The organism is Streptomyces sp. NBC_00510 (assembly GCA_036013505.1).
GTDB lineage: Bacteria > Actinomycetota > Actinomycetes > Streptomycetales > Streptomycetaceae > Actinacidiphila.
On the sequence record CP107851.1, the window covers coordinates 2,377,987 to 2,400,365 of the forward strand.

23 protein-coding genes and 2 pseudogenes are annotated in these 22,379 nt (G+C 70.0%); 13 read left to right on the forward strand and 12 right to left on the reverse strand.

Annotation, left to right across the window (positions count from 1 at the left end; all coding sequences use genetic code 11):
• The first annotated feature begins 262 nt into the window (after nt 1-262).
• The 3 genes and pseudogenes from OG937_10490 to OG937_10500 all read left to right on the forward strand — a co-directional run bounded on the left by OG937_10490 (nt 263) and on the right by OG937_10500 (nt 2,317).
• On the forward strand, nt 263-739 hold the full coding sequence (locus tag OG937_10490; protein WUD78698.1) for a recombinase family protein: 477 nt from the start codon (nt 263-265) through the stop codon (nt 737-739).
• 13 nt (nt 740-752) lie between these two features.
• Nucleotides 753-1,796, forward strand: a complete 1,044-nt coding sequence (locus OG937_10495) for an alpha/beta hydrolase (protein WUD78699.1) — start codon at nt 753-755, stop codon at nt 1,794-1,796.
• A gap of 185 nt (nt 1,797-1,981) precedes the next feature.
• Nucleotides 1,982-2,317 (forward strand): annotated as a pseudogene (locus tag OG937_10500) (ATP-binding protein).
• Here the strand turns inward: OG937_10500 and OG937_10505 are convergent.
• Entirely contained in the window at nt 2,310-2,945 is a 636-nt protein-coding gene (locus OG937_10505) for a hypothetical protein (GenBank protein ID WUD72087.1), read from the reverse strand. The pseudogene OG937_10500 and the gene OG937_10505 overlap by 8 nt on opposite strands.
• 285 nt (nt 2,946-3,230) lie before the next feature.
• Between OG937_10505 and OG937_10510 the strand changes: the two genes are divergently transcribed.
• Entirely contained in the window at nt 3,231-4,013 is a 783-nt protein-coding gene (locus OG937_10510) for an IS5 family transposase (protein WUD72088.1), read from the forward strand.
• Here the strand turns inward: OG937_10510 and OG937_10515 are convergent.
• From OG937_10515 to OG937_10525, 3 genes and pseudogenes are all read right to left on the reverse strand, one after another.
• Nucleotides 3,979-4,470, reverse strand: coding sequence for a hypothetical protein (locus OG937_10515; GenBank protein ID WUD72089.1), 492 nt, complete (start codon nt 4,468-4,470; stop codon nt 3,979-3,981). The two genes, OG937_10510 and OG937_10515, sit on opposite strands and share 35 nt — an antisense overlap.
• Before the next feature lie 124 nt (nt 4,471-4,594).
• Nucleotides 4,595-6,006: pseudogene (locus OG937_10520) on the reverse strand (transposase).
• Nucleotides 6,007-6,295: 289 nt separating this feature from the next.
• Nucleotides 6,296-6,580, reverse strand: coding sequence for a hypothetical protein (locus OG937_10525; protein ID WUD72090.1), 285 nt, complete (start codon nt 6,578-6,580; stop codon nt 6,296-6,298).
• A 117-nt stretch (nt 6,581-6,697) separates the two neighbouring features.
• On the opposite strand from OG937_10525, the gene OG937_10530 reads away from it, so the two are divergent.
• Complete coding sequence (locus tag OG937_10530) at nt 6,698-7,231, forward strand: hypothetical protein (GenBank protein ID WUD72091.1); 534 nt, start codon at nt 6,698-6,700, stop codon at nt 7,229-7,231.
• A 316-nt stretch (nt 7,232-7,547) separates the two neighbouring features.
• Here OG937_10530 and OG937_10535 read toward each other — a convergent pair whose 3' ends face one another.
• The 6 genes from OG937_10535 to OG937_10560 form a co-directional block, all read right to left on the reverse strand.
• A complete protein-coding gene (locus OG937_10535; protein WUD72092.1) occupies nt 7,548-10,313 on the reverse strand; it encodes a tetratricopeptide repeat protein in 2,766 nt (921 codons plus the stop codon).
• A 50-nt stretch (nt 10,314-10,363) separates the two neighbouring features.
• Entirely contained in the window at nt 10,364-10,831 is a 468-nt protein-coding gene (locus OG937_10540) for a hypothetical protein (protein WUD72093.1), read from the reverse strand.
• Between the two features lie 294 nt (nt 10,832-11,125).
• Nucleotides 11,126-12,586: a UvrD-helicase domain-containing protein gene (locus OG937_10545; protein WUD78700.1), complete on the reverse strand. Its 1,461-nt coding sequence runs from the start codon at nt 12,584-12,586 to the stop codon at nt 11,126-11,128.
• Between the two features lie 53 nt (nt 12,587-12,639).
• The gene (locus OG937_10550; protein WUD72094.1) at nt 12,640-13,110 is read right to left on the reverse strand and encodes a hypothetical protein; all 471 of its coding nucleotides are present in this window, start codon (nt 13,108-13,110) and stop codon (nt 12,640-12,642) included.
• Nucleotides 13,111-13,246: 136 nt separating this feature from the next.
• Nucleotides 13,247-14,122 carry a DUF6083 domain-containing protein gene (locus OG937_10555; GenBank protein WUD72095.1) on the reverse strand — a complete coding sequence of 292 codons (876 nt, stop codon included), beginning with the start codon at nt 14,120-14,122 and terminating at the stop codon, nt 13,247-13,249.
• 474 nt (nt 14,123-14,596) lie between these two features.
• Nucleotides 14,597-15,358, reverse strand: a complete 762-nt coding sequence (locus tag OG937_10560; GenBank protein WUD72096.1) for a GntR family transcriptional regulator — start codon at nt 15,356-15,358, stop codon at nt 14,597-14,599.
• 131 nt (nt 15,359-15,489) lie between these two features.
• Here OG937_10560 and OG937_10565 point away from each other — a divergent pair, with 131 nt between their 5' ends.
• The 5 genes from OG937_10565 to OG937_10585 all read left to right on the forward strand — a co-directional run bounded on the left by OG937_10565 (nt 15,490) and on the right by OG937_10585 (nt 19,014).
• The gene (locus OG937_10565) at nt 15,490-15,726 is read left to right on the forward strand and encodes a hypothetical protein (GenBank protein ID WUD72097.1); all 237 of its coding nucleotides are present in this window, start codon (nt 15,490-15,492) and stop codon (nt 15,724-15,726) included.
• Nucleotides 15,723-16,052 carry a hypothetical protein gene (locus OG937_10570; GenBank protein ID WUD72098.1) on the forward strand — a complete coding sequence of 110 codons (330 nt, stop codon included), beginning with the start codon at nt 15,723-15,725 and terminating at the stop codon, nt 16,050-16,052. The genes OG937_10565 and OG937_10570 overlap by 4 nt, the downstream gene beginning before the upstream one ends.
• Complete coding sequence (locus OG937_10575) at nt 16,049-16,507, forward strand: recombinase family protein (GenBank protein WUD72099.1); 459 nt, start codon at nt 16,049-16,051, stop codon at nt 16,505-16,507. The genes OG937_10570 and OG937_10575 overlap by 4 nt, the downstream gene beginning before the upstream one ends.
• 80 nt (nt 16,508-16,587) lie before the next feature.
• Entirely contained in the window at nt 16,588-16,722 is a 135-nt protein-coding gene (locus tag OG937_10580) for a hypothetical protein (GenBank protein ID WUD72100.1), read from the forward strand.
• A 1,164-nt stretch (nt 16,723-17,886) separates the two neighbouring features.
• A complete protein-coding gene (locus tag OG937_10585; GenBank protein ID WUD72101.1) occupies nt 17,887-19,014 on the forward strand; it encodes a protein-L-isoaspartate(D-aspartate) O-methyltransferase in 1,128 nt (375 codons plus the stop codon).
• A 456-nt stretch (nt 19,015-19,470) separates the two neighbouring features.
• Here the strand turns inward: OG937_10585 and OG937_10590 are convergent, their stop codons facing one another.
• Together OG937_10590 and OG937_10595 are read right to left on the reverse strand one after the other, a co-directional pair.
• On the reverse strand, nt 19,471-20,565 hold the full coding sequence (locus tag OG937_10590; GenBank protein WUD72102.1) for an ATP-binding protein: 1,095 nt from the start codon (nt 20,563-20,565) through the stop codon (nt 19,471-19,473).
• Nucleotides 20,566-20,709: 144 nt separating this feature from the next.
• Entirely contained in the window at nt 20,710-21,171 is a 462-nt protein-coding gene (locus OG937_10595; protein WUD72103.1) for a hypothetical protein, read from the reverse strand.
• Nucleotides 21,172-21,405: 234 nt separating this feature from the next.
• Between OG937_10595 and OG937_10600 the strand changes: the two genes are divergently transcribed.
• The 3 genes from OG937_10600 (at nt 21,406) to OG937_10610 (ending at nt 22,369) form a co-directional block, all read left to right on the forward strand.
• Entirely contained in the window at nt 21,406-21,681 is a 276-nt protein-coding gene (locus tag OG937_10600; GenBank protein ID WUD72104.1) for a WYL domain-containing protein, read from the forward strand.
• 170 nt (nt 21,682-21,851) lie between these two features.
• A complete protein-coding gene (locus tag OG937_10605; protein ID WUD72105.1) occupies nt 21,852-22,040 on the forward strand; it encodes a hypothetical protein in 189 nt (62 codons plus the stop codon).
• 143 nt (nt 22,041-22,183) lie between these two features.
• Entirely contained in the window at nt 22,184-22,369 is a 186-nt protein-coding gene (locus OG937_10610) for a DUF6011 domain-containing protein (GenBank protein WUD72106.1), read from the forward strand.
• Nucleotides 22,370-22,379 lie beyond the last annotated feature (10 nt).

The window sequence follows — 22,379 nt, forward strand, 5'->3', positions numbered from 1 at the left end:
ACGGCGAGGCAGGAACCGACGCGGCCACCCGTTGCGAGGTAGTTGCCGGTCCCGTGACGCCCAGCGCTGCCCCTAGATCAACCTCAGTGCCGGCCACGGTCAGATTGCTCGCAGGCGCGCCGCGCCGACTCCTGCGCGTGAGCCGGGGCCGGATCCTGGCGCGGTGGTCGGGAATTCCGCTTCAGGGCCTGCGTGCTGCATCTGGTGACCCTCGGCGCCGACCTGCGCGCGCGGGATCGGGCTGCACGTCATCGAGCAGGGCATCGACACCGCCACGACGGAGGGCCGGACAATGTTCGGCATGCTGTCCGTGCTGGCCGAGCTCCAGCGTGAACTGATCGTGGCGAACAGCAACGACGGTCTTGCCTCCGCACCGGGCCCGCGGCCGGGTCGGCGCCGGCCGAAGCTCACACCTCGACAAGACCAAGACCGTGACGCGCCAGCCCAAGAGGACCAGGCTCACGAAGCTCTGACCGCTACTTTGCGGTTGGGGTCGAAGATGGGATTCCGGGGCCATATCGGCGACCGCAGCGGCGCGATCACCGCACCCCGCAGGGAAGAAGTGCACGTCACACGGCTGGCCCCCCTGTTGTGGCGCGGACGGTCCCGCGCATCGAGCGTGGTCTGGGCGGGGCAACGACGCCCCGGCCGAGCTCACAGAACGGATCCTCATGCCCGTCGAAGCGAAAGTCCGCAAAATACCCCACAAGTCCACCGTCCCCGCGAACAAGAACGCTAACGTCGAACTCTTCGTGCGGGAGCGCGACGGCACGCCCCACGGCCACCTCGACGAGCGCACGGCCGTCCTGATGCTCCACGGCCGGAGCATTCCGGCGCTCGCGGGCTTTGATCTCGAGTACAAGACGTACAGCTGGGCCGATACGCTGGCGCAGGCCGGTTACGACGTCTTCGTGATGGAACTCCAGGGCTCGGGGCTGTCACCGCGGCCAAAGATGGACGACCCTCACAATGTCAACCCCGCCCAGCAGTACCTTCTGAAGCCGAGGCCTCCAGGGTTCACGCCGGGCCCGCCGACCTATCCGTTCCAGCTGACCAACTCGTACAGCAACCGGGACGAGCTGAACACCGTCGTGGAGTGGATCATCCGCGAGCGTGGGGTGAAGAAGGTCGCCTTCATCGGCTGGTCCGCGGCCGCGTTCACGATGGGGCCGTACGCGGTCAACAACCCGGACAAGGTGTCGAGCCTGTTCCTGCTGGCGCCGATCTTCCCGCCCGACGGCACCTCGAACGCCCCCAACCCGCTGCCGCAGCCCGGCTTCCCGATGTTCGTGAGCACGAAAGACGGAACCTGGAAGGGGTGGGGCAACGAGGTGCACTGCCCTGGCCAGCGCGAAGAAGCGATGAAGGACGCGGTGTGGAACGCGATCATGGCAAACGATCCAGTCGGCTACACGTGGGGGCCGGAAGGTGAAGGGCTCAATCGCATCAGGAACTTCGTCCGGTGGGGCTGGAACAAGACCACCGCAGCGCAGGGCGGCGTCCTCGGCGGCAGCGTGCCGGTCCTCATCACGTACGGGGAGTACGACAGGCAGGCGAACACGTCCAGCGAAGATCCGGAACTCAACTTCTCGGTCCCCGAGCTCTACAACGCCATCGCGGGCGACCACAAGCTGATGGTCAAGCTGGACTGCGCCAGTCATCAGGTGGTGTGGGAGACGCAGCACCAGAACCTGCACAACCTCTCGAAGCACTGGCTCAAGCACCTGAAGGTCGACGGCAAGACCCAGGGCATCTACGACATGGACACCAGCGGCAACATCAGCCCGGCTTCGTAGAACAGCCGAACCCCCGGCCGGGAACCGCCGGCGCCCAGGGACCGAACGTCAGCCTTGCGCCGTCGTCAGGGCCGCCACAAGCACCGGCGATGCGGAGTCCACCGGATGCCCGGACCCGCTGTTCAGCAACAAGGTTCGGTGCCCTCGCCGGAACGGCGGCAGCGATCCTGATCGTCCTCGCCGAGGCCGCCCTCGCCGGCGGCCACGCACACCGCACCTGGGACAAGCGCATGCGGGAACTGATCCGCCCCGACGTCCTGATCCTCGACGACTTCGCCATGCGCCAGATGACCGCTGCCCAGGCCGACGACCTTTACGAGCTGGTCTCCGAACGCCAGGGACGCTCACTGATCATCACCAGCGACTGGTATCCCCTGTTCCCCAACCCCGTCGTCGCCGAATCGCTCCTGGATCGGCTGATCAACACCAGCCACCAGGTCATCATGAACGGCCCCAGCTACCGACCGAACAAGCGGCCCAAGAACCCATCGGAGAAGCCCGGCAGGTCTCCGGTCAGCTGAGCTCGAATGTCTGCCCTGCGAGCAACGGCATCAACGCTGCGGTAAGGCGGTGATACTCGGCTGCCGCTGGGCCGGCGGTGTCATCCGGATAGTGGCTAAGCCCGATGAACAGAGACTCGCGAGCTGCCTCCTCCCGGCCCTGCAAGTGCTGCAGGGCCGGGAGGAGCAGTCTTGCCCGTTCTGGATTGGGCACGTTGCCGTCTGCCTCGACCGCCGCGGCCAGCGCCTCCGGATTGCCATGGAGCCGCGCGAACGGCAGCCCGTAGTCGTTCACCAGTTCCAGCAGTTGATCCGCAGCCGGTTCTACATCGTCCTCAGTCGACACTCTCAGCTGCAGGAACCTGTTCTGGGGCGTCAGATATCCAACTGGCCGGGCGATCGTCGCCGACGGCCTTGGCCGCTCGCTCAGAAGCTCGGCAAGGAGAAGCTCGGCGGGGTCATAGCGGAGTCCGACGACCGGGTTGATTGCCAGGGGATGCTGCTTCGACGCGCGGTTGAGGCCGAGCCAGGCATGGAAGCCCTCACCGAGGTCGAACGTGTGGATATCGCCCGAGCGCTTTCGCCACCCGGCCTCGGACAGGCGTCCTCGGGCGGCAGCGCTGCACGCGGCGATCAAATCGCGCATCACGCGCACAGCCTAGTGAGAAGCCGTTGTCGTACCGATCATGTTGAGCGTGGGTTCGACCGCTGCCTCTCGGTCGGGTGATCTTCCGGCTTGCCGGGCATGAAGGCAGGGCCTCCTGCACAGCTCGTGGGTGTCGAAGTCCATGAGCAACAGGAGGCCCTGGTGCCGCAGTCTTCCGTGCCGTTGACCGCCGCGTCCAACTCGCATGCCCGGTCGTGTGATTGCCTCGCGCACGTGTACGGCAACGCGGCCGATCGTCCGCAACGCGTTCGACGCTATCCGTCGGATATGACGGACGCCGAGTGGGCCGTGGTGCGGGAGCTGCTGCCGGTGCCGGGGTGGCTGGAGGGCAGGGGCGGACAGCCGGAGGCGTATTGCCATCGGCAGATGGTCGACGCGGTCCGCTATCTGGTCGCCGGCGGCATCACCTGGCGGGCGATGCCCGCGGACTTTCCCGCGTGGGACCGGGTCTACGCGTTCTGGCGACGCTGGCGGGACAAGGGCCTGATCGGTGAACTCCACGACCGGCTCCGCGACCGCCTGCGCAGTGTCGAGGGCCGGGATCCGGAGCCGACCGCAGGCGTCATCGACGCCCAGTCGGTGAAGGGGGCAGCGTCGGTGCCGGCCGCCACGCGGGGCTTCGACGCGGGGAAGAAGATCAACGGCCGCAAGCGGCACATCGTGGTGGACACCCTCGGGCTGCTGCTGGCCGTGATGGTCACGGCGGCGTCGGTGACCGACCGGGAAGCCGCGGGCGGCCTACTGGCCCGGCTACGCGAACGACACTGGCGCATCTCACGGGTCTGGGCCGACGGCGGTTACACCGGACAGCTGATCGATGTCGCCCGCGCTGTCCTGCGGATCGCGCTGACCGTGGTCAAGCGCACCGACGACACCCGCGGGTTCACCGTGCTACCGAAAAGGTGGCTGGTGGAGCGGACCTTCGCGTGGCTGATGCGCTCCCGTCGCCGGGCCCGGGACTACGAGAGGCGCACCGACAGTTCGGAGGCAATGATCCACTGGTCGATGAGCATGGTCATGAGCCGCCGGCTCGCCCGGCGGGGACGCTGAACAACCCCGGCGCATCCTCGACCAGCCAGCCCCGCGCCACCAGGCGCTTTGCCTTCGACCGGACCCCCTCGACCTTCGCCGGCACCGGCGTGAGCCCGAACGCGACAGCAAGCTGCCGGCAGTCCATCGCCTCCCCGCCCGACCGCACCGGGTCGGCCAGGATGTGCATGAGCCGCCGGTAGTCCGGCGCGAGTACCGTCGGGTCGAGCCCGACCCGCCACGTCGGCACGACTGAACCAGGCTCCGCACCCGCTACCGGAACAGGCCGTTCGTCGGACGCGGCGACCGGAGCGCTCTCGCGCGCGCGGGGCTCCGCCAGGACCTGACCGACCGTCTCACGGGCAGTCACGAACCGCTGCCACTCAGCCTCCGCTTCGCGCAGCTCGGCCTGCAGGAGCTCCACTCGCTGACGAGCAGCACGCTCCCGCTCCTCCAACAGCCCCATCACCGACGGCATCCGGCACCCCCACCCGAAGAGACGACACGACATGCCATCCCTCCCGCCGAACCACCCACCTATTCCTGACCAGCGAAAACGCAGCTACCACCCTCGGAAAGACAACAGCTTCTGAGCTTGTTGTTTAACCCTGCTGCTGTTTCGAGCGGATGTGTTCGGTGAGGGTTGCGACTCGTTTCACGGTCTTGCCGGGCTCGTAGTGTGGGGCTGGCCTGCGGTTTTTCGTTCCCGATGGGCGTCCGGGGCCGGGCTTGGTGGGTTTGGGCACCGCTGTCGGGCGGGGCGTCTTCGCGCGGAGGTGCCGGAACCCTCGGCGGACGCGTGCGGGAGTGAGCCGGCGGGGCTGCGCGGGTCGTTCCCAGGGGCGGCGGAGGTCCTCGGCGAGCGGTCGGGCGAGGCGGAGTTGGGTGTGGGCGGCGATGATCAGCCAGGTCCACAGGTCGGCGGTGTGCGGGTCGCGGACCTTCGGGACGGTCCAGCCGAGGGTCTGTTTGAACAGCCGGAAGGTGTGTTCCAGGTCGAAGCGCCGCAGGAACGCCTGCCAGCGAAGGTCGACGTCGGCGCCAGTCATGCCGGTGCGTGAGGACCACAGCCAGACCGGCTTCGGGTCACGGTCACCGGGCAGGTGCTCGACCTTGAGTCGAATCAACGTGCCGTGGATCAGGGGGAGTTCGCCGCAGTGGTCGAGCCAGGGGCCTCGGGCCTGCAAGCGGGGGTGCATCCGGTCCCAGGCCAGGGCCTCGGCCGTGCCGTAGCGGGTGGTGTCGCAGGTGGTGGTCTGGTCGGGGGTGTGCCACGTGTCCGGCTTGGCGAAGGTGAGGACGCCGCCGTGCTTGCGGGGCTGCCCGCCGCGCGGGTGGACCGGCGTGGTCCGGCGTCGCGGAGCATGACCCGGTCCGAACGCAGGCGGCCGACCAGTTCGACGGGCAGGTCGGACAGGACGTGGGCGAGGCGGGTGACGTCGTAGCCGCTGTCCATGACGATGAGAATGTCCGGGTCGCCGGGCTTCCACTGTCCTGCGCCTTTCAACCGCTCAACGACGGAGCGGAGTTGGGCGGCGGTGACCGCGGTGGCGTCGTCGGCCGGGCCCAGCCGGATCGCGTCCAGCACGGCGGTCCATGATGTCCGCCCGGTCTCCAGCGCGGCGACGAAGGAGTAGGGCCAGCCCGGGATCAGCTGGTCGGCGCTGCGGCCGCGGCCGTAGACGTGGCAGAACAACCGGTCCGGGCTGGTTGAGGCGTCGGGACGCAACCAGTTGCTGATGTCGACCGCGAGAACGATGCGCCCGTCGGCGGCACGCGGCAGCGGCGTGGAGGCAAGCAGGCGGCGCAGGCGGACCGGTTCGAGCCAGCCGTGGTTGACCGCGTCGTATATCGCGCCGTGCCCGCGCCGGTGCTCGGCTGTGAGGGTCAGCTCGGCCAGCGATGTGACTGGACCGTCCGCGCACAGCACCGCGTCGGTGAGCTCGAAAAGCGCGTCTGCCCGGGTGTACAGGCAGTCATAGAACTCGACACGAAAGTGGGACAGCACGCTCAGCGCGGCGTCTACGGGGCTTGCAGGAGCGAGACTCTTCACCAGCGGCCGTTCCTTCACGCGACGTTGCTCGACACTTCGAAGCGTGAAGAACGGCCGTCCTGCTGTCTCAGGAAAGAAGCAAGATCAGCAGGTCAGGTGACCCGGCGAGGTTAAACAACAAGCTGAGGCGAGCAAAGCCCAGTTGCACGTGGCCCCCAACGGGCACTGATGCCGCCACCCCTCTGAGCAACTGGGGAATTACGTGACCGCAGGCGCGGGGAATTACGGGTGATCGTCCACAAGGGTGGATCTAGCTCGGCCACGAGATACCGGTCAGGCATCGGTCCTCGTTCCGCGCGGTTTCCAGGCCGACGCGCTGCTGTGCGGGGATCGCCCCGCCCAGCAGGCCGTCGTGACGTACGCGCAGCTTGATCCTGTCCGCAAACTGCGCGAGGTCGTCGAGGACGCCGCCGGCGTGTCCGGGCAGTGACGCCCACCCTTCGGCGAAGTGTCGTGCCGTGACCGGTTCTCCGGACGAGGACGGGGCCTGACCGAGATGATGCCGGGATCCCGCAACGACGTCGGCCAGGGCCACATGTCCATCTCCACCCAACGGGCGGCAGTGCCGATGCGGAGGACTACCTCCTCTGTGACTGTGATCTCCACACTCTCCGACCGAGGACTGTCAGATGCGCCTGGCACGATGCCTGGCATGAGCCGGACACCAGAGTTGACGCAGAAGGCCCTGACCGAACGCGGCTTCCGCGGCTTCGTGCCGTTCCGTGAACTGCCCGACAGCAACGTCCCTACCGGGCACGGAATCTACGTGGTGATCCGCACCGACACCTCGCCCCCATCATTCCTCCCCACCAGCCCTGCCGGGCACCTCAAAGGGCGCGATCCGTCCGTGACGGCCGACAAGCTCGGCGATGCCTGGGTGGACGGGGCAACGGTCGTGTACATCGGCAAGGCCGCGGGCCAGGACGGACTGAATCAGCGGCTTGCCGACTACCGCCGCCACGGCACCGGTCTGCTGGCCGGTCACTGGGGCGGTCGCTACATCTGGCAGCTGGTCGACTCGGACGCACTGCTCGTCGCCTGGCGGCCGATGACCGAGGACGACGCGGGTGAGGCCGAGCAGGACCTGATCGACGAATTCAAGAAACTCCACGGAGGAGCTCTGCCGTTCGCCAACCTCAGGAATAACGCCCGAAAGGCTCCGGAAACGGACACTAACATCGCCTAATCGCGGCCACCTTGCACCACCCAGGGGCCGCGCGCCGACACCGGCCGCGGCGCCCCCTGAGCGTTCACAAGCGCATGCGTGCCCCCGCCACAAGGAGTCCTCAACCCGCCAGGACGGTCACGCCCAGCTCCGCGATGGCCACACGAACCACGAACGGTCTGATCACAGACATGCAAGCCCTCGGCGAACACGCTGCAGCCGAACTCAAACAGCGCTGGCGCCCTGCAGCACGTCACTCTCCCGAGCTGAATCGACGACAGCGCCCGCGCCGCCCTCTCCTCAACAGAACCTGGAAATGATCATCGCTGAGAAAACATCACTGGCTAGACAGCTCCGCTAGGTGCGCGCGAGCGGCCAGGATGTGGGGATGGCCAGGTCGCAGGACCCGTTGCTGGTCTGCGAGCAGTTGCCGGAAGTCGGCGATCGCTCCGGTCACGTCACCGGATTTTGCCCGCTGCTCGGCGAGGACCTGGCGGGTTTCCAGGGTTTCAGGGTGGTTTGGGCCGAGGATGCGAAGCTGGTGATCCAGTAGCTCACGGAATGCCGCCGTGGCGCCTGTGGTGTCTCCTGCCTGGGCCTGCCAGTAGGCGAGGTTATGGCGCACGGCCAGGGTGCTGGGGTGGTCCGGGCCGAGTATCGGTATCTGATCGTCGAGGAGTTGCCACAGCCCAGCCACGGCTGCGGGCGCGTCTCCCGCTCTCCCTCGCCAGTAGGCGAGATTGTGCCGGGTGGCCAAGGTGTCCGGGTGCGCGGGCCCGAGGATGTGCAGCCGGTCGACGGCGAGCGCTTCCAATACTTCCAGGGCCGCAGTTGCGCCGTGCGCTTCCCCCTGCCAGCCCGCCAGGTCGTGTCGGGTGCTCAGGGTATAGGGGTGTTCGGCGCCGAGGATCCGCGTCTGATCGGCGAGTAGCTCTTGGAAGTCCGCGGCAGCCGCGGCCGCGTCACCGGCGAGCCCCCGCCATTCCGCCAGGTTGTGGCGGTTGGTCAGCGTGTGGGGATGGTCGGGGCCGAGGACGCGCAGCCGGTCATCCAGCAGTTCGGCGTAGGCGGCCACGGCGCCGACCGGGTCGCCGGCCCGCCCTCGCCAGAAGGCCAGGTCGTCCCGGGCGTGCATGGCATCGGGGTGATGCGGTCCGAGCACGCGAGAATAGTCTGCGGCAACCAGTTCGAGGGCGGCGGCGGCCTCGGCGGCGGCGCCGGCCCGCCCGCGCCAGTACGCGAGGTTGCGGCGGGTGTCCAAGGTGTCGAAGTGGTCTGGGCCGAGCACCCGCAGCGAGTCGGTGAGCAGTGCGGCATAGGCCTGGGCTGCACCGGCCGGGTCACCGGCCTTCCCCTGCCAGTCGGCGAGGTTGTGCCGCGCACTCAGGGTGCTGGTGTGGTCCGGGCCGAGCACCCTGGCCATGTCGGCGATCACTGCGTGCGTGGCGGCCGCCGCGCCGGCGGGATCTCCGCCGTGTCCCCGCCAGAACGCGAGGCTGGCGCGGGTACCCAAGGTGTCGGGGTGATCGGGGCCGAGCACGCGCAGCCGGTCGGCAAGCAGCTTGCGCTGGCTGTCGGCGGCGCTGGCGAAATCCCCGGACTCCCCCCGCGATCTTCCGAGGGCGTACCGGGCCCGGAGCGTGCTGGGATGGTCAGGGCCGAGCATTCGTGCCGCCTGGTCCACCGCGTGCCGGAAATAGGCGACGGCGTGTGTGGCCAGGCCGGCCTCGCCGAGGCTGTCCCCGGCCCGGAAGATGATCTCGTGCACCGCGGGCTGCCACAACTCGTCTGAGGTGCGGCGGGCCAGCGTGGCCGCGCTGGAGCGCAGTGCCTGGGCCAGGCCGGTGTCGCGTTCGATATCGGGCCAGGCCGCCACCAGAGCATCGGCGGCGGCACGTGCCAGCGGGCCGAGGCGGGCTTTGGACAGGCTTTCACGGGCGGCACGCTGGATGAGGCTGTGCACGCGCACCGCCCGGTACGCAGTGATGGGGTCGAGTTCAGCCAGGCTGAGCCGGCTCAGGCAGTGCAGCGCGTCTGCTGCGTCCCCCGTATCAACCTCCCATCGAGCATCGGGGCTTGTGCCGTCGTCGATGCCCCTGGTGACCCCGCCGGCGGAGCGGTACCGGTTGAGGTAGGCGCGGGCGGGCGGGCTGGTGAGTACCGCCTGGGGGATTCCGTTGGGGTCTAGCATGCTGGCCAGCTCCAGCATCGGACGCGCCAGCCCGGCCGGGCTCAGCCGGTCGGCCTGCTCGGTGGACAGCGACCAGGTGGCGGCCAGCACGGTGCGGTGGTCATCGGGCAGGCCGCTGTCATCCGGGGCCAGGTCGGGCAGGGTCCGGCGGCGGTCGACCAGTCGATCCCGGTAGGTCGCGCAGTCCAGGTCCCGGTCGGTCAGGTAGGCCGCGGCCTGGGCCAGGGCCAGCGGCAGGAACCCGAGTTCCGCGGCCAGGTCCGCGATCTGGTCAGGCTGGTCTGTCCGCTGGTGGGCGGCAAGCTTGGCGGTCAGGTACGCGCCGGCCTCACCAGGGGTGAACAGGCCGACGTGGATCAGTCGCCGGCCCTGTCCGGTCAGCGCAGCTTCGCGGCGTCGGGTGGTGAGCAGCACCCGGCCGCGGCCGCTGGCCGGTGGCCACAACCCGCGCAGGTCGGCGGGGTCGACCACGTCATCTAGGACAATCAGCCACCGCCGGTCGGTGGTCTCCAGCCACGTGATGAACCGTCCCGCAGCCTGTTGCGGGTCGCCCGGATCAGCTCCCGCCACCTCGGCGCCGGCCTGCGCATACGCCGCCACCACGGCGTCACGGCTGCCAGCGGTGACCCACGCCAGCAGATCCACCGTGCCCGCCTGCCACGCGGCACGGGCATGCGCGGCGGCCAACTGCGTCTTGCCCACCCCGCCGGTCCCGGCCAGCACGAGGCACAGCGGCGCCGTCCTGTCGTCTGCCACCGCCTCATCCAGCGCATCGGCGACATCACGGTGCTGGAATGATTCGGCCTGGCCGGGCACTGCGCCGACCCGGCAGGGCCACGACATCGGCACCCGTCCATCGACGATCACCGATTCAGCGTGACCGACAGCCACACCACCGTACTGGGCCAGCACTGAGGCTCCCGTGGCAACATCCGGGCTGCCACAAGAGGTACCGGGCGCGGTCAGGCCTGGACCGCGCCCGGCCCGGGAGGGCCCGGCGGCGCCACGTTCCCGTGGATCACCCCCGCTGCTATCGCGCCGTCAGATGCCGAGATGTTCACATCCCGCCCCGCCGCGACTGCGTGATCCCCTGCGGACGCCCCGGTCGGCAACGCCGCCCGGATCTCCTCGACCAGGGACCTCAGGTCACCCTCCACGCCCGGATCTTCTTCCAGCAGGTCCGCCAGACGCCCCGCCCATCGCTCCGCCTGGAAGGCACGGGTCTGCTCCAGATCCGCGTCCTGCGCTCTTGTCAGCTGCCAGCGTGTCTCCTCCAGCCGACGCTCCGTCAACTGTTCCTGCCTCGGGTCGCCACGGCCCAGCAGCCGGGCGACGTTGTGCCTGGCCGCCTCCCACGCGTCGGTGGTGGCAGCAGCCACCACCGTGCTGCCGGCCAGCGACGCCAGTGCCATCAGGGCCTCCGCCAGCATCTGCCGCCCCCTTCCCTGCCGCCTGTTACCCAACACTCGCACGACATACCGTCACCACGCCATGAGCTGATCGCCGGGTACGGCAAAGCCGAGCAGTTCCCGGCACCGCACCGGGCTGGCCCTGCATATCTGTCGCGCAGACAGGTCGGCCCACTCCCCCTGCCGTACCTCCGCATGGGTCGCTTCCGACAGACCGTGCGCTGCCGTGACGGCGGGGATCATAGGCGCGACTGCTGCTCCACGCCCCGGGACGTAACCATCATTCCTCAACAAATGCCCTTTTTGGCCTGCCGGTTAGGGGTTTCCGTCAGGGTGGTCGTTGATCCAGGTCAAGCCACCAAGGTCGAGGCGTCGGCGGGCGCGGGTGACCGCGACGTAGGCGAGGCGTGCGTCGGCGTCGTCGATCGGCCCGGGCAGCGGGTTCCCGTGCTCGTCGGTCTCGTCGCTGTCCTTGGGCGGGTGGAAGTCGTCGGCAATCTCGACCTGGGGCCACTCGCGGCCCTTGGCTTTGTGCGCGGTGGAGACCGTGACCTGCGCGTCCTGCTCGCGGACTAGTTGGTTGACCGCGGCCAGGACGGCGTCGGTGCCGTGAAAGTCGACGAGGTCGACCAGGGGCTGCAGGTCACTGCCAGCGGGATCGTGTTCGGCGTAGTCCTGCAACTGGCCCCAGGAGGTGAACAGCACCAGCTCGGGGTGGGAGGTCCGGCGTCCGTCCTGCAGGTCCTGGGCTGCCAGCGCCAGAGCGCGCAGGGCTGCTCCTCCCCCGGCCAGCGCGACCCTGCGTCCGAGGGCGAGGAAGCGGAAAATCTGTGCCATGGCGCCGATGTTGCTGCGGCACAGCACCGCGTCCGGCTGCGTCACCTTTCCGACCTCGGTGGGGATCGACCGGCTGCCTTCCAGGCGGATCGGAGCGTCGGCGATCGCCAGCCACCGGTTGGCCTCCAACGCCAGCAGGGGCCCGAACCGGAAGGACCGGGTCAGCGACAAGGCGGTGCCGTCGAAGCCGGTCATCACGTCCCTCGCGCCGCGCCAGCCATAGATGGCCTGCGCCGAGTCCCCCACCATGACCAGCTGGGCATGCCCGCGTTGGGCCAGCAGGACCTGCTCAAGGACAGGATTGGTGTCCTGGGCCTCGTCCAGGAGCACGAAGTCGGTACGCAGTTTCGGATCGGATAGAGCCCACAGTTTCAGGTAGTGGTCGTGTTCGAAGCGGACGGCGCCGGTGTCGGGGTGCTGCAGGTCGGCCCACGCTGCTCGGGCGTAGGGCAGGATGCGGCGGGCGAGTTCGGCGTGCAGGTCCTCGGTCTCGATGCCGCGCAGCGGGGGCACGTGGTGGCGTTCGATCACGGGGTCGGCGGAGTGGCAGAAGCGGGTCACGGTGCGCTGGGCCGTGGAGGTCACAGTCGTCGGCCACACGGTGCGGTCGCCGATCCGCATAGGCTTGGTGATACCCAGAGCGTCGGCGGTGTGGCGGCCTGGCAGGCGGGGTCCGTTCAGGCGGGCCTGGTAGCGGTGGCCGATGGCGGCGTAAGCCAGGGCGTGCGCGGTCTTGCACAGCACCCTGCCGGGGAAGCGGCCGGCGGCATCCTGGGCAATAGCCCGGTTGAACGCCACATACAGGCCGCGGCGTGAGGTGGCGGCGGCGAGCTGGGTGAGGGTGGTGGTCTTGCCGGTGCCGGCGCCGGCCTGGATGACCAGGTGGTCCCCGGTGGCGAAAGCGTCGGCGGCTGCGATCTGTTCGTCGGTGGGCTGCAGCATCGTTGAGCATCGTCGATCTGTGAAGGCGCGACGGATGCGCGCGAGGATCGTCAGGTGGTGGTGTCGTCGTCAATGAGGAAGCCGCGCATCGGCACCGGCGGCAAACCCTCGGGATGAGCGGTCGTACGGCGGAGCAGCGCGGCCAGGTCCCGGACGATCGCCGCATAGTGCACAGCTACCGGCTCCGCCGGGACCGCGGCACGGGAAAGATCGGTAACCAGGTCCTTGGCCTGCTCGAGGAAGGCGGCCGTGCTCGTTCGCTGCCGCCGGACAAGTTCAGCCGTGACTGCTGCAGCGGTACAGGGCTCCTTGCGGTGATGCATGGCGGCCGCAGCGAGGAAGACCTCCCGGCAGGCCAGGCTGCTGAAGTGCGTCGGGTGCAGCACTGCGATGAGGTACGGGACAAGCTGCGGGTAACGAAGCAGCGCCGCCAGGACCACGCGTTCGGCGTGCTCATCGGACAGGGCAGGCCCGGGCGGGGGCTGGTCCGGGTCGGGAGTGCCAATCAAGGTCTTGGGCATGGGGCCTCCGAGACGGCCAGGACAGGGGTAGCGAAGCTGCCGCTGCGAGTGCTGCGGACGGGGCGTGGTCGTAGCGGCCGCCGGGCTCGCGCGGGCGGGGCAGCCGAGAGGCACGGTCGCTCGAGGGCTGAAGGTGCTACCCCGGACCACGGCCCGGCGCGGGCGACGGGTCAGGGAGCCGGTCGCGGATGTACAGGCGGTGGCGGACTGGGTCGAAGGGCTCCCACTCGGTCCGCGCGTGGTCCGCGGCCTCATCGATGGCTGCGTGCGTGGGGCAGCGTTGTTTGTGCCAGCGCAGCTGTTCCGCATACGGCAGGCCCGTGAGGTCGTACAGGGCCATTACCTCCGGGTCGGCCGGCAGGTGCCCGTCGCCGGGGCGAAGGAGCGGATCGACGAGCTCAAGCCGCCACGTGCCGGGCAGGGCCTCGGGGTCCAGGACCGGTAGGGAGCAGCGACGGCGGGCGCGGGTCCGGGCCACGCACTGGAGGTCCCCCAGAGGACCGGGGGCCAGATAGCGTGCGCCGATGATGCGCACGACCGGCCGGACAGGGACATCCGGCGTGGCCTGGGGTGGCTGCTCGGGCCGGAGTGTGAACAGGCCCGCATCTTGCAGGCGGCGGGAGTTCAGCGCGAGGGTCCGACACATCTCCTCCAGGAGCGGGCTGCGGTTGCCCGCTGAACTGGCCGGACACAGGGCGTGGTGCCGGACGCGGCACCACGCGCTCCCGTCATGGGAAGCATGCGCGATACCGGAAGAAACGTGCCAGCGCTCCCCCGGCGGCACCGACCCTGCGGGCAGCTCTACCGGATGCAGCGGAACAGCAGTGCTGCCCGGGCGCTGGTACCACTCAACGGGGTTCCCGCAGAAATCACACCGAGCGCCCTGCGCAGTGCGCAACAGTCGGCTCGGACTGTCTTCGGCGATGCGCAGGGACCGGCGGGGCCGGTAGTTCTTGCGGCTGCCGTCCCAGGCGAAACCGTCGTCAGCGAAGGAGTTGCTCGTCGAGCGCATGACCGCAGACGGTGACGCCCAACACGCCACAAGAAGGGCGACCAAGCCGAGGAAGTCACCCTCCCGACCCCTTCAAGTCGTATGACAGTTCGCTCTATAGCTCATGCGTTCCGTCGGGCCCCTCGAACCGGTCGATGCGTACAAGGGCGCCGTGCACCCCGCCCCCTTCAACGGCAAGACGCGGCTGACCGCCCATCCAGCCGGCGCACTCAAGACCCGTCGTTCATGCGGTCGGCTGCGACAGGGGCCGCAGAATCGCCGCTTCGCCCTATGCCTGCCCCAAGAGGATCTCCGCCGTACGGGCTCGTCGCCGAACCTGACGCCCCGGAGGCATCGATTGATGCGGCCCTGCCAACACAACCACCGTGACCAGCGCCGCGACAGCGCGGTCGCCAGCACCAGCGTGCGGAGAACGCGGCCGCACCCGGCACGACTGCAGGGCGTCCAGCCCGTTATGCAGACCTCAGCCGAGATTCACTCGCCGCGGTCTATGCCGATCTCGTACGCGATCTCCCAGCGGACGTCAGGCACCACAAGGTCGGCCGTCTCCACAGGCCGACCGTCGCCGTCGTAGTACGTGCGCTCGATCCGCATCAGCAGGTCTCCGACGCTAATCCCCAGCAGGTTGGCCTCTTCTTGCGTAGCGCGCCCGGGCCGCGGCACCTCGACGGCGGTATCGACGGCGACGCCGATGGTCCGCATCCGCTCCACGACGCCCGCGCCGGCAAGCGGACCCATCTCCGGCAGCACAATGGGCGTGCCGTCGGTAATAGCCATCGGCTCCCACGACGTCGACAACTGCACCGGCTGGCCGTCAGCCATGAACTCGTACGTCGTGCGTACGCAGTGATCCCCGGGCTGGATGGCGAGGCGCTGCGCGATGTCATCTGGTGCGGGCACTCTGGCCTGACTGTGCGACTCCCAAGCGCCGACCTTGCCTTGCTCATTCATGTCCGCGCGGAAGGGGCTGCCGCCACGGCGCTCACGGTGGCGCGACCGGATCATGCGCATGCGCTCGCGTGGTGGGCGAACAAACCGTCCGGAGCCAGCGCGTCCTTGGAGTAGGCCCTCGATGACGAGCCGGTCCAGGGCGCGTTGCGTCACGTTGCGGCCGACGTTGTATTCGGTCGCCAAGACGGCGCCCGATGGGAGTTTTTCGCCGATACCCCACTCCCCTGCCTTGATGCGGCGACGCAAGTCGTCGGCCACCTCCAGGTAGGGGGCTTCGCGGGGCATGGCACTCTCCGTGCTGCCCCAGCGAGGGGGCGAGTTGAGGTTGGCGTCGTCATTGACAAAGCTACTGCATAAGGGAGAACCTACTTAAGAAGCATTACGCAGTGCGATCAATCAGTGACCAGGGGATACCTGTGCGTCCACGCATCGAAAGCATCGCCGCACGGCTCCTCGCGGCCACCGGCACAGAAGTCGAGCGCCGGGAAGACCAGACAGGCGTGCGCCTGATCGTCGCTCTCCCAGAGGAGCTCGACGAACCGCACCGCGCCTTCCTCCTCGCTGCTCTGGCCGACGCCGACGACTACGGCCATGACCACGCGGGGGACGGCACTCAGCAGGCGTGGGCCCTGATCACCGGAGGTACACAATGAGCGACCGGCACGCCAGCGGATACGACATCGCCTCCGCCATGGCCAAGTTGGGGATGCCGCCCCGCCTGGGCGGGGCGCGCGAGCTGGTCACTGCCCAGACAGACGACCCGGACGAACAGACGCCCCGGGTGGACGCACTCGCCGAGATTCCGCCAGCGCCACCTGACATCGATCCAGCCCGCCTCCGTGGTGAAGCCTGCTTTTGGTGCGGCTCCACCTGCGGTCACCTCGACGGCGCGGGCACGGTGCGCGTCGCCGTCGACGGCGGGTGGCGTGTATGGCCGATCGTCGCCTGCCCTGAACATCTCACGCGGAGGGCAGCGTGACGACGGCGACCAGACCCCTCGCGCTGATCTACGACCGGCTCACGCGTCCGGGACCGAGTCTGCTCATCGAGCGTCTCAGTGACTGCGAGCGGTACGCGGCCGGGGCGGGCTGGGAGTACAAGGGCATCTGGATCGAGCACGGGCCTCATGCGCACAGCGCCACCGATCGGCCGCAGCTCGACGCACTGGTGCACCTGGTGCGTGTCTTCTCACACGCGCGGCCAGTCATCTGCCTGGTCAGCCGCTGGGACCGGCTGGGCGATGAGGCATCCCGGGCGCAGCTTCAACTGCGGGTGCGGGAGGCCGGCGGGTGGTGCGCGACCGTCGGCGGCGCCAGCGACCGGGACGAGCGCGCGGCCGGCCACGCGGTGCGGCGCCCGATCGGTGACGCGGAATGCCACCGCTTGCGCGCCCTGGCGCCGGTGGCGCCGCCCCCCTTCTCGGAGGAGATCTGATGCACTCCCGTTCGGCCGTGTTATCCCGTGCCCGCTCCAGACGTCATGCGTCCCGTGCTGCCGGGCCGCACCGGTCCGGCGTGCTGGGCCTGGTGTGGCTGCTCGGTAACAGTGCCGCCGTGCCGCTGCTGTGGATGCAAGTCGCCGCTTGCCAGCACGACACCCGGCCTGCGGCCGCGCTGAGTGCGCTGGACGTCGCCACCGAGGTGGTCTGACGCCGGCCCCATTGATTCCTCCCTGTTCTTCGGGGAGGACGCCCCCGCTCCCCCGACGGGGGCGCATGGCCCGTACCAGGCGGGCCGTGCGATCCCGCCGCGCGCGTTGGCGAGCCTGCCCGGATCATCACCCAGCGCGCGTGGCGGGTCCCACCGGTTCCACTAATGATCTTGGAAGACCACCGTGTTCGCTTCCTCTCTTCGCTTTCGGCTTGCGTCCGTACCGCTACCACCGGTCCGGCCTGACCTGGCCGCCGCCGTGCGGTGTGCCGCGGACGGCCCTGAGTCCGGTCGCCGGTCCGGCGGTATCCGCGCGTCGCGGCGACGGTCCAGCCCGGTGCGGGACCTGAGGCGGCGGAGCACAACCTCAGGGGTGGGTGCGGGGGCGGTGTCCGGGAAGGGCGCGGGTTTGTGTGGCGCCGCCCTCCACGGCCGGAAACCCGCCGGAGGCCGGCGACCCGGCACCGGGGAGGGGGCGGGAGCTGATGCGGTGTGACACGAGCCCGGATCCGGTGCGACGGACGTGGACGGTGGAGGTCCGGCCCATGGGTGCGGGGGCGGTCATGACGTGCGAGGAATGCGGCCGGCTCGGTGACCTGCCGGGGGCGGAGCCGGTGCGTGGCGCGGTCGTGGCGCACCTGGTGACGCATGTCCGTGCGGCGCCGCTCGCGTCGCATCTGCGGACATGCCAGTGCGGCCAGAACGGCTGCCGCTGGCATCCGCGGCACCGTGGTTGCGACGGCCTGGTCCGGCTGGTGCTGGTGCGCTGCGCGGGAGGCCGCCGGTGGCGTCTGGCCGACACCTGCCACGCCTGCGCTACGGCCACACCGCAGGCAGCCACCGTGCCCGAGCCACAGGCTGCACCCGCCCCCGCCGCGGGCCACGGCCCAGCCCGGGACGTGGAACCGGCAAGTGGCGTGTCCCCCTTCGTCGTGGACTGCGGCGGCGGCCCCGCGGAAGTGTGGGCATGGGATGACGGCGCGACGGCCCCGTAGAACGGGACGCCGGCTGCGTCAGCGGCACCGCAGCCCGGGGGGCTGGTCAGGAGCGGCCGCGGTCGGGCGCCGCCAGGCCAGGGAGAGCTGGCGGGTTCAGCCGCACGGCACCTGGCGCCTGCAGCGACGTTGGTGGTGGCCATGGAAGATCTACTGAAGGGAAAACTTCGTGAACGAGCAGAACCTGCGTCGGCAGTTGCTGGATCACCTCACGGCCAGCGGCAGTGTGCGCTCGCCGCAGTGGCGGGAGGCCGTCGCGGTCACCGGGCGGCACGAGTTTCTGCGCGGGGGCTTCTTCCGCCAGGTGCCTGGCTCGGCCCCCACCGCGTGGGAGCCGGTGATGCCCGGCGATGAAGGCTGGCTGTCCGGCTGCTACTCCGACGTCTCGCTCGTCACCCAGATCGCCGGGACGATCGTGCCTGGCGACATCCGTGGCCAGGTCTTTCGCCAGCCGACCAGTTCCAGCACCGCGGGCCTGGTGGTGCGCATGCTGGAAGACCTCGAGGTCGAAGTCGGCATGCGGGTGCTGGAGATCGGCACCGGCACCGGCTACTGCACCGCGCTGCTGTGCCATCGCCTCGGCGACGACCTGGTCACCTCGGTGGAGGTCGACCCCGCAGTGACAGTCGCGGCCGCAACCACGCTGGCCACCCTCGGCCACGCCCCCGACCTGATCACCGGCGACGGTCTGGCCGGGCACAAGGACGGCGCCCCGTATGACCGGGTCGTCGCCACCTGCGGCGTGCTCACCATCCCCGAGCAGTGGATCGCCCAGACCCGCCCCGGCGGCACCATCCTGGCAACCCTGTCCGGCTGGATGCACTCGGCGGAACTGGCGCGCCTGACCGTCCACGACGACGGCAGCGCGACCGGACGCCTCCTGGGCGGGCAGGTCTCCTTCATGCTCGCGCGCACCCACCAGCCCCCACCCCTGGGGATGCTCCCCGACCTCGGCGCCGGCATCGAACGCGACACCACCGTCGACGCTGGCCTCCTGGACGACTGGGCGGCCCGGTTCGTCGCCCAGACCGCCGCACCCGCAGCCCAGCGCCTCCACCTCGGCGACCGCGGCCAGCTGCTCCTGGACACCGTCGCGGGAAGCTGGACTCTGCTGCAGCCCGGCCGGCGCGGCTGGCGGGTCCGGCAAGGTGGGAGGCGGCGTGGTTGCGGGCCCGGCTGTAGGCCTGGTTGTCCACGCCGTGCTCGCGCGGGTCCAGGCGCCACAGGTCGTCGTACAGGCAGCGCACCGTCAGGGCCCGCCGGGCCAGGGTCCGGGGCTCCTTCATCATGGTGCTGAAGTTTTGCGGCGTCATGTCCAGGCGGCCGGCCAGGCGGGCCATGGGCCAGCCACGTTGGACCAGGGCCTGCAGGCGCCGGTGACTGCCGGTGGCGTCGACCACCGTGGACGGGGCGAGGTTGCCCAGGGTGGGCTCCACGGCCAGGACGGCCTTCGCCAGGGCGGGCCGCACCTTCTGCTGGGGGCCGGTGCCGCGCTCCGGCCGGCCGGTGGCGATGGCATGCAGCCGCTTGCGGTCCACGCCGGCCAGGGCCGCGATGGTGCGCAGGCCCATGCCGCACGACTGAAGGGTGGCGATGTGCGTGCGGACGGGCTCGGCGTCCACCCACGGCTCCCAGGTGCCGTACGCGATGGCCCGGTTGCGGTTGTCGTCGTACGTGGAGCGGACGTAGCCGCAGACGTAGCAGCGGCAGCCGTCCAGCCGGTACCGGGCGTATCCGTGCGGGCGATCGGGCATCAGGCTGCGCTCCCTTCAGCGCCGTGGGCGGCGTCCATGGCCTGTGCTCCGGCGGAGCCGGGCGGCGTGGACTGCAGGGTCTTGATGAGGTCGCCGATACGGACGGGCGTGCCGTCCATGCCGGGGAACAGGAGGTTCAGGCGGCCGGCCTTGTCGAGGTCCCTCGCGATGCGCTGCAGGGTGCCGATGTCGTTGACGGAGGCGCGGATGCGGGCGGCGGTGCCCATGAGGGCGATCAGCCGTCCGAGCTTGGTCGGGTTGCCGCCGAGGTCCAGCACTGCGGCGCCGAGGAGTCCGGCGTGCTCGGCTTCCTTCAGCAGGGCGAACAGGGCGTCGGGGGTCTGCCAGTGCTCGGTGGCGGCCGCCGCGAAGTCGCGGGAGCTGGCCGGGGAGCCGTCCGCCTCAGCGAGCCAATCGGTGATGGCCCGGCCGAAGTCCTCGCCGGGCAGCTCGTGGCGGGAGCCGACCGGGACCGCCAGGTAGTGGGACTTGTCGACGGTCAGGGTGTGTGCGGCGTCGAGGGTGCCGAAGAGCCCGAACTCGTACTCCAGGCCCGAGGACTGCTCCACCTTGGTGGGCACCCGCACCGGCAGGGCGCGGCCCGGCTCGGTCTCGGTCACCGTCCACTCGGCGGCCACGCGGAACGTCACGACCAGGTGGCCCGGGTAGGTCAGGAGCGCGTCGGTCAGGTCGTGCAGTACGGGCTGGACGTCGCGCCAGCGGGAGCCGTTGTCGCCCTTGGGGCGGCGGGCGATGGACGCGTCGACCTGGGCGAGCGCACCGTTGCGCCCGCTCCAGAACGGGCTGGCGTTGTCGACGACCAGGACGTCGATGCCACGGTCGGCGGCTACCGCGAGGGAGCGGATGTGGGCCTGGGGCTCGAAGGAGTGCAGGCGGAGCTGGCGGTGCGGGAAGACCTCGGCGAGGTGGGCGGAGGCGCCGCGGCCGGTGTCGATGACTCCCAGCGTGCCGCCGTCGGGCAGCATCCCTGTGCCGATACCCAGGGCGGTGTAGGTGGCGCCCGCTCCGGGCAGTCCAGCCAGGCCGATCCGGGCGAACTCCGCAGGCCTGATCGCGTCCTCGAAGTCCGGCAAAAGGGTGTGCTGAGTAGGGGCCCTCCGCGTGCGCGGGGGCCTGGGTGGCGTCAGCCATGCGACGGCTCCAGGTATGGGTGATGTCGTGCGGCGCGGCGTCAGGGGTGCGGTTGTCGGCAGGCGCACCCCCGGGCCGGCGGGCGGTTACTCAGCCGGAGCGGGCTCCGGGTAGGTCGCAGCGAGGTAGGCGACGGCGACCTGGGAGGCGACCGGGGCCCAGCCGAGGTCCTCGGCGTGCTCCAGGCCGTAGGCGGTGGCCCGCTCCCACAGATCCTTGTCCAGGCGCGGGGTCAGGGACGTCTTCTTGCCGCCCTCACCGCGCTTGGCGCGCGCCGCCTTCTCGGGGATGAACTCGCCGGCGAGGAACTTCTCCAAGCCCTCGGTGACGACCTTCGCCACCGGCCGCGGGCCAGCCTGGGCCCGCTTCTTCAGCTCGGTGTCGATCCACATCGGGACGGTCTCGCCGGCGGGCGGGTTGATCTCCCAGCGGCTGCCGGTCATCAGTGTCTCGACTGCTCCCGCCAGGTCGGGGCGGTTGACGCCGTTCAGTACGGCGACGGCCTCGGTGGCGAGGGCGTGCAACTGGTCCTTCTTGGGACGGGGCACGGGGCGGGGTCCTCTCGGCGGGCGCCGCTCGGACCGTAAGGGGCCTCCGGGCGGGCGCGTCTTGGGCTTGGCCACGCCAGTGTCCTCCTTCTCTCTATGGCGCGCGCAACCGGACCCCCCGGGTTGCGGGCTACCGGGGCTGTCCCGGTGCCACCATCAAAGCACAAATCTATTGCGCGCGCCATATTAATGGTCTACGATGGATACCACACCACACCGAGGGGGACCAAGGACATGAGGATCACCAGCCGCCAGACCAGCACCCGCACCCGCACCCGCACCCTGGCTGACCTCATCCGCTCCATGGACCGCCGCCAGGCCGTCACCATCACCTACGCCCCCGCCGGTGAAGAGGAGACGGTCCGCACGATCGAGGTGCACGACATCCGCACCACCGAGGACGGCCACATTGTCGTCATCGCCATGTGCCGACTGCGCGGCGCCGAACGCCAGTTCCGCATCGACGACATCGCCGCCTACACCCTGCACCGCAAGGCCTTCGCTCTGTAGCGCCCGGCCCCGACCACCTACGAGCGGCCCGCCCCGGCTCCCGCGCACAACGAGACCGCGCTCATCCACTTCGAGCTTGAGCGCGACCGCGACGACGCCGACTACCGGCCCCGCCGCAAGCTGGCCCAGCACGACATCGACATCGCCATCTGAAGAGGAAGGACCCCACCATGCAGAACCGAACCGACGTCATCGAGCAGGCCGCCGGCGCCCTGGAGTCCGGCCAGACCCCACCGCCCTACGGCAAGGACGCCCGCACCCTCGCCACGACGCTCCGCGAGGCCAACCAGCGCGGAGGGTTCGCGGGGTTCGCCGCCTACAAGACCGCCCAGCGCGTCCTGTCCGGCACCACCGCCTGAGCACAACCCCCGGCAACGACAACGGCCACCAGCCCCGCACTTTGGGGTTGGTGGCCAGCTTCATTCGCGCCGCGCGGCACGCGGCTACCGTAGCCCAGGACCGCGACACACCACCACAACATCAACCGGGAGATACTGAACCCATGCGCGCGCGACAGGAAGAGCTGCTCCCCGCGGGCGCGCCCGCCCGCGTCTGGTGCCGGGAGTGCCACCGCCCGCTGACCGACCGCGAGAGCCGCCGCCGGCGCCTGGGCCCCGAGTGCGATCCCGACCGAGACCCACCGGCCCGCACCCACGACGTCGACCAGGACCCGCTGCCCGGGACCTAGGTAGCGCGGC

Bases quoted from the DNA above. Each gene is read 5' to 3' on its own strand.
- OG937_10530 (WUD72091.1), top strand. From the start codon at position 6,698: ATGAGCCGGACACCAGAGTTGACGCAGAAGGCCCTGACCGAACGCGGC.
- OG937_10570 (WUD72098.1), top strand. From the start codon at position 15,723: ATGAGCGACCGGCACGCCAGCGGATACGACATCGCCTCCGCCATGGCC.
- OG937_10560 (WUD72096.1), bottom strand. From the start codon at position 15,358: ATGCCCCGCGAAGCCCCCTACCTGGAGGTGGCCGACGACTTGCGTCGC.
- OG937_10600 (WUD72104.1), top strand. From the start codon at position 21,406: ATGAGGATCACCAGCCGCCAGACCAGCACCCGCACCCGCACCCGCACC.
- OG937_10510 (WUD72088.1), top strand. From the start codon at position 3,231: ATGACGGACGCCGAGTGGGCCGTGGTGCGGGAGCTGCTGCCGGTGCCG.
- OG937_10555 (WUD72095.1), bottom strand. From the start codon at position 14,122: ATGCGCTCGACGAGCAACTCCTTCGCTGACGACGGTTTCGCCTGGGAC.
- OG937_10515 (WUD72089.1), bottom strand. From the start codon at position 4,470: ATGCCGTCGGTGATGGGGCTGTTGGAGGAGCGGGAGCGTGCTGCTCGT.
- OG937_10540 (WUD72093.1), bottom strand. From the start codon at position 10,831: ATGCTGGCGGAGGCCCTGATGGCACTGGCGTCGCTGGCCGGCAGCACG.
- OG937_10605 (WUD72105.1), top strand. From the start codon at position 21,852: ATGCAGAACCGAACCGACGTCATCGAGCAGGCCGCCGGCGCCCTGGAG.
- OG937_10610 (WUD72106.1), top strand. From the start codon at position 22,184: ATGCGCGCGCGACAGGAAGAGCTGCTCCCCGCGGGCGCGCCCGCCCGC.
- OG937_10550 (WUD72094.1), bottom strand. From the start codon at position 13,110: ATGCCCAAGACCTTGATTGGCACTCCCGACCCGGACCAGCCCCCGCCC.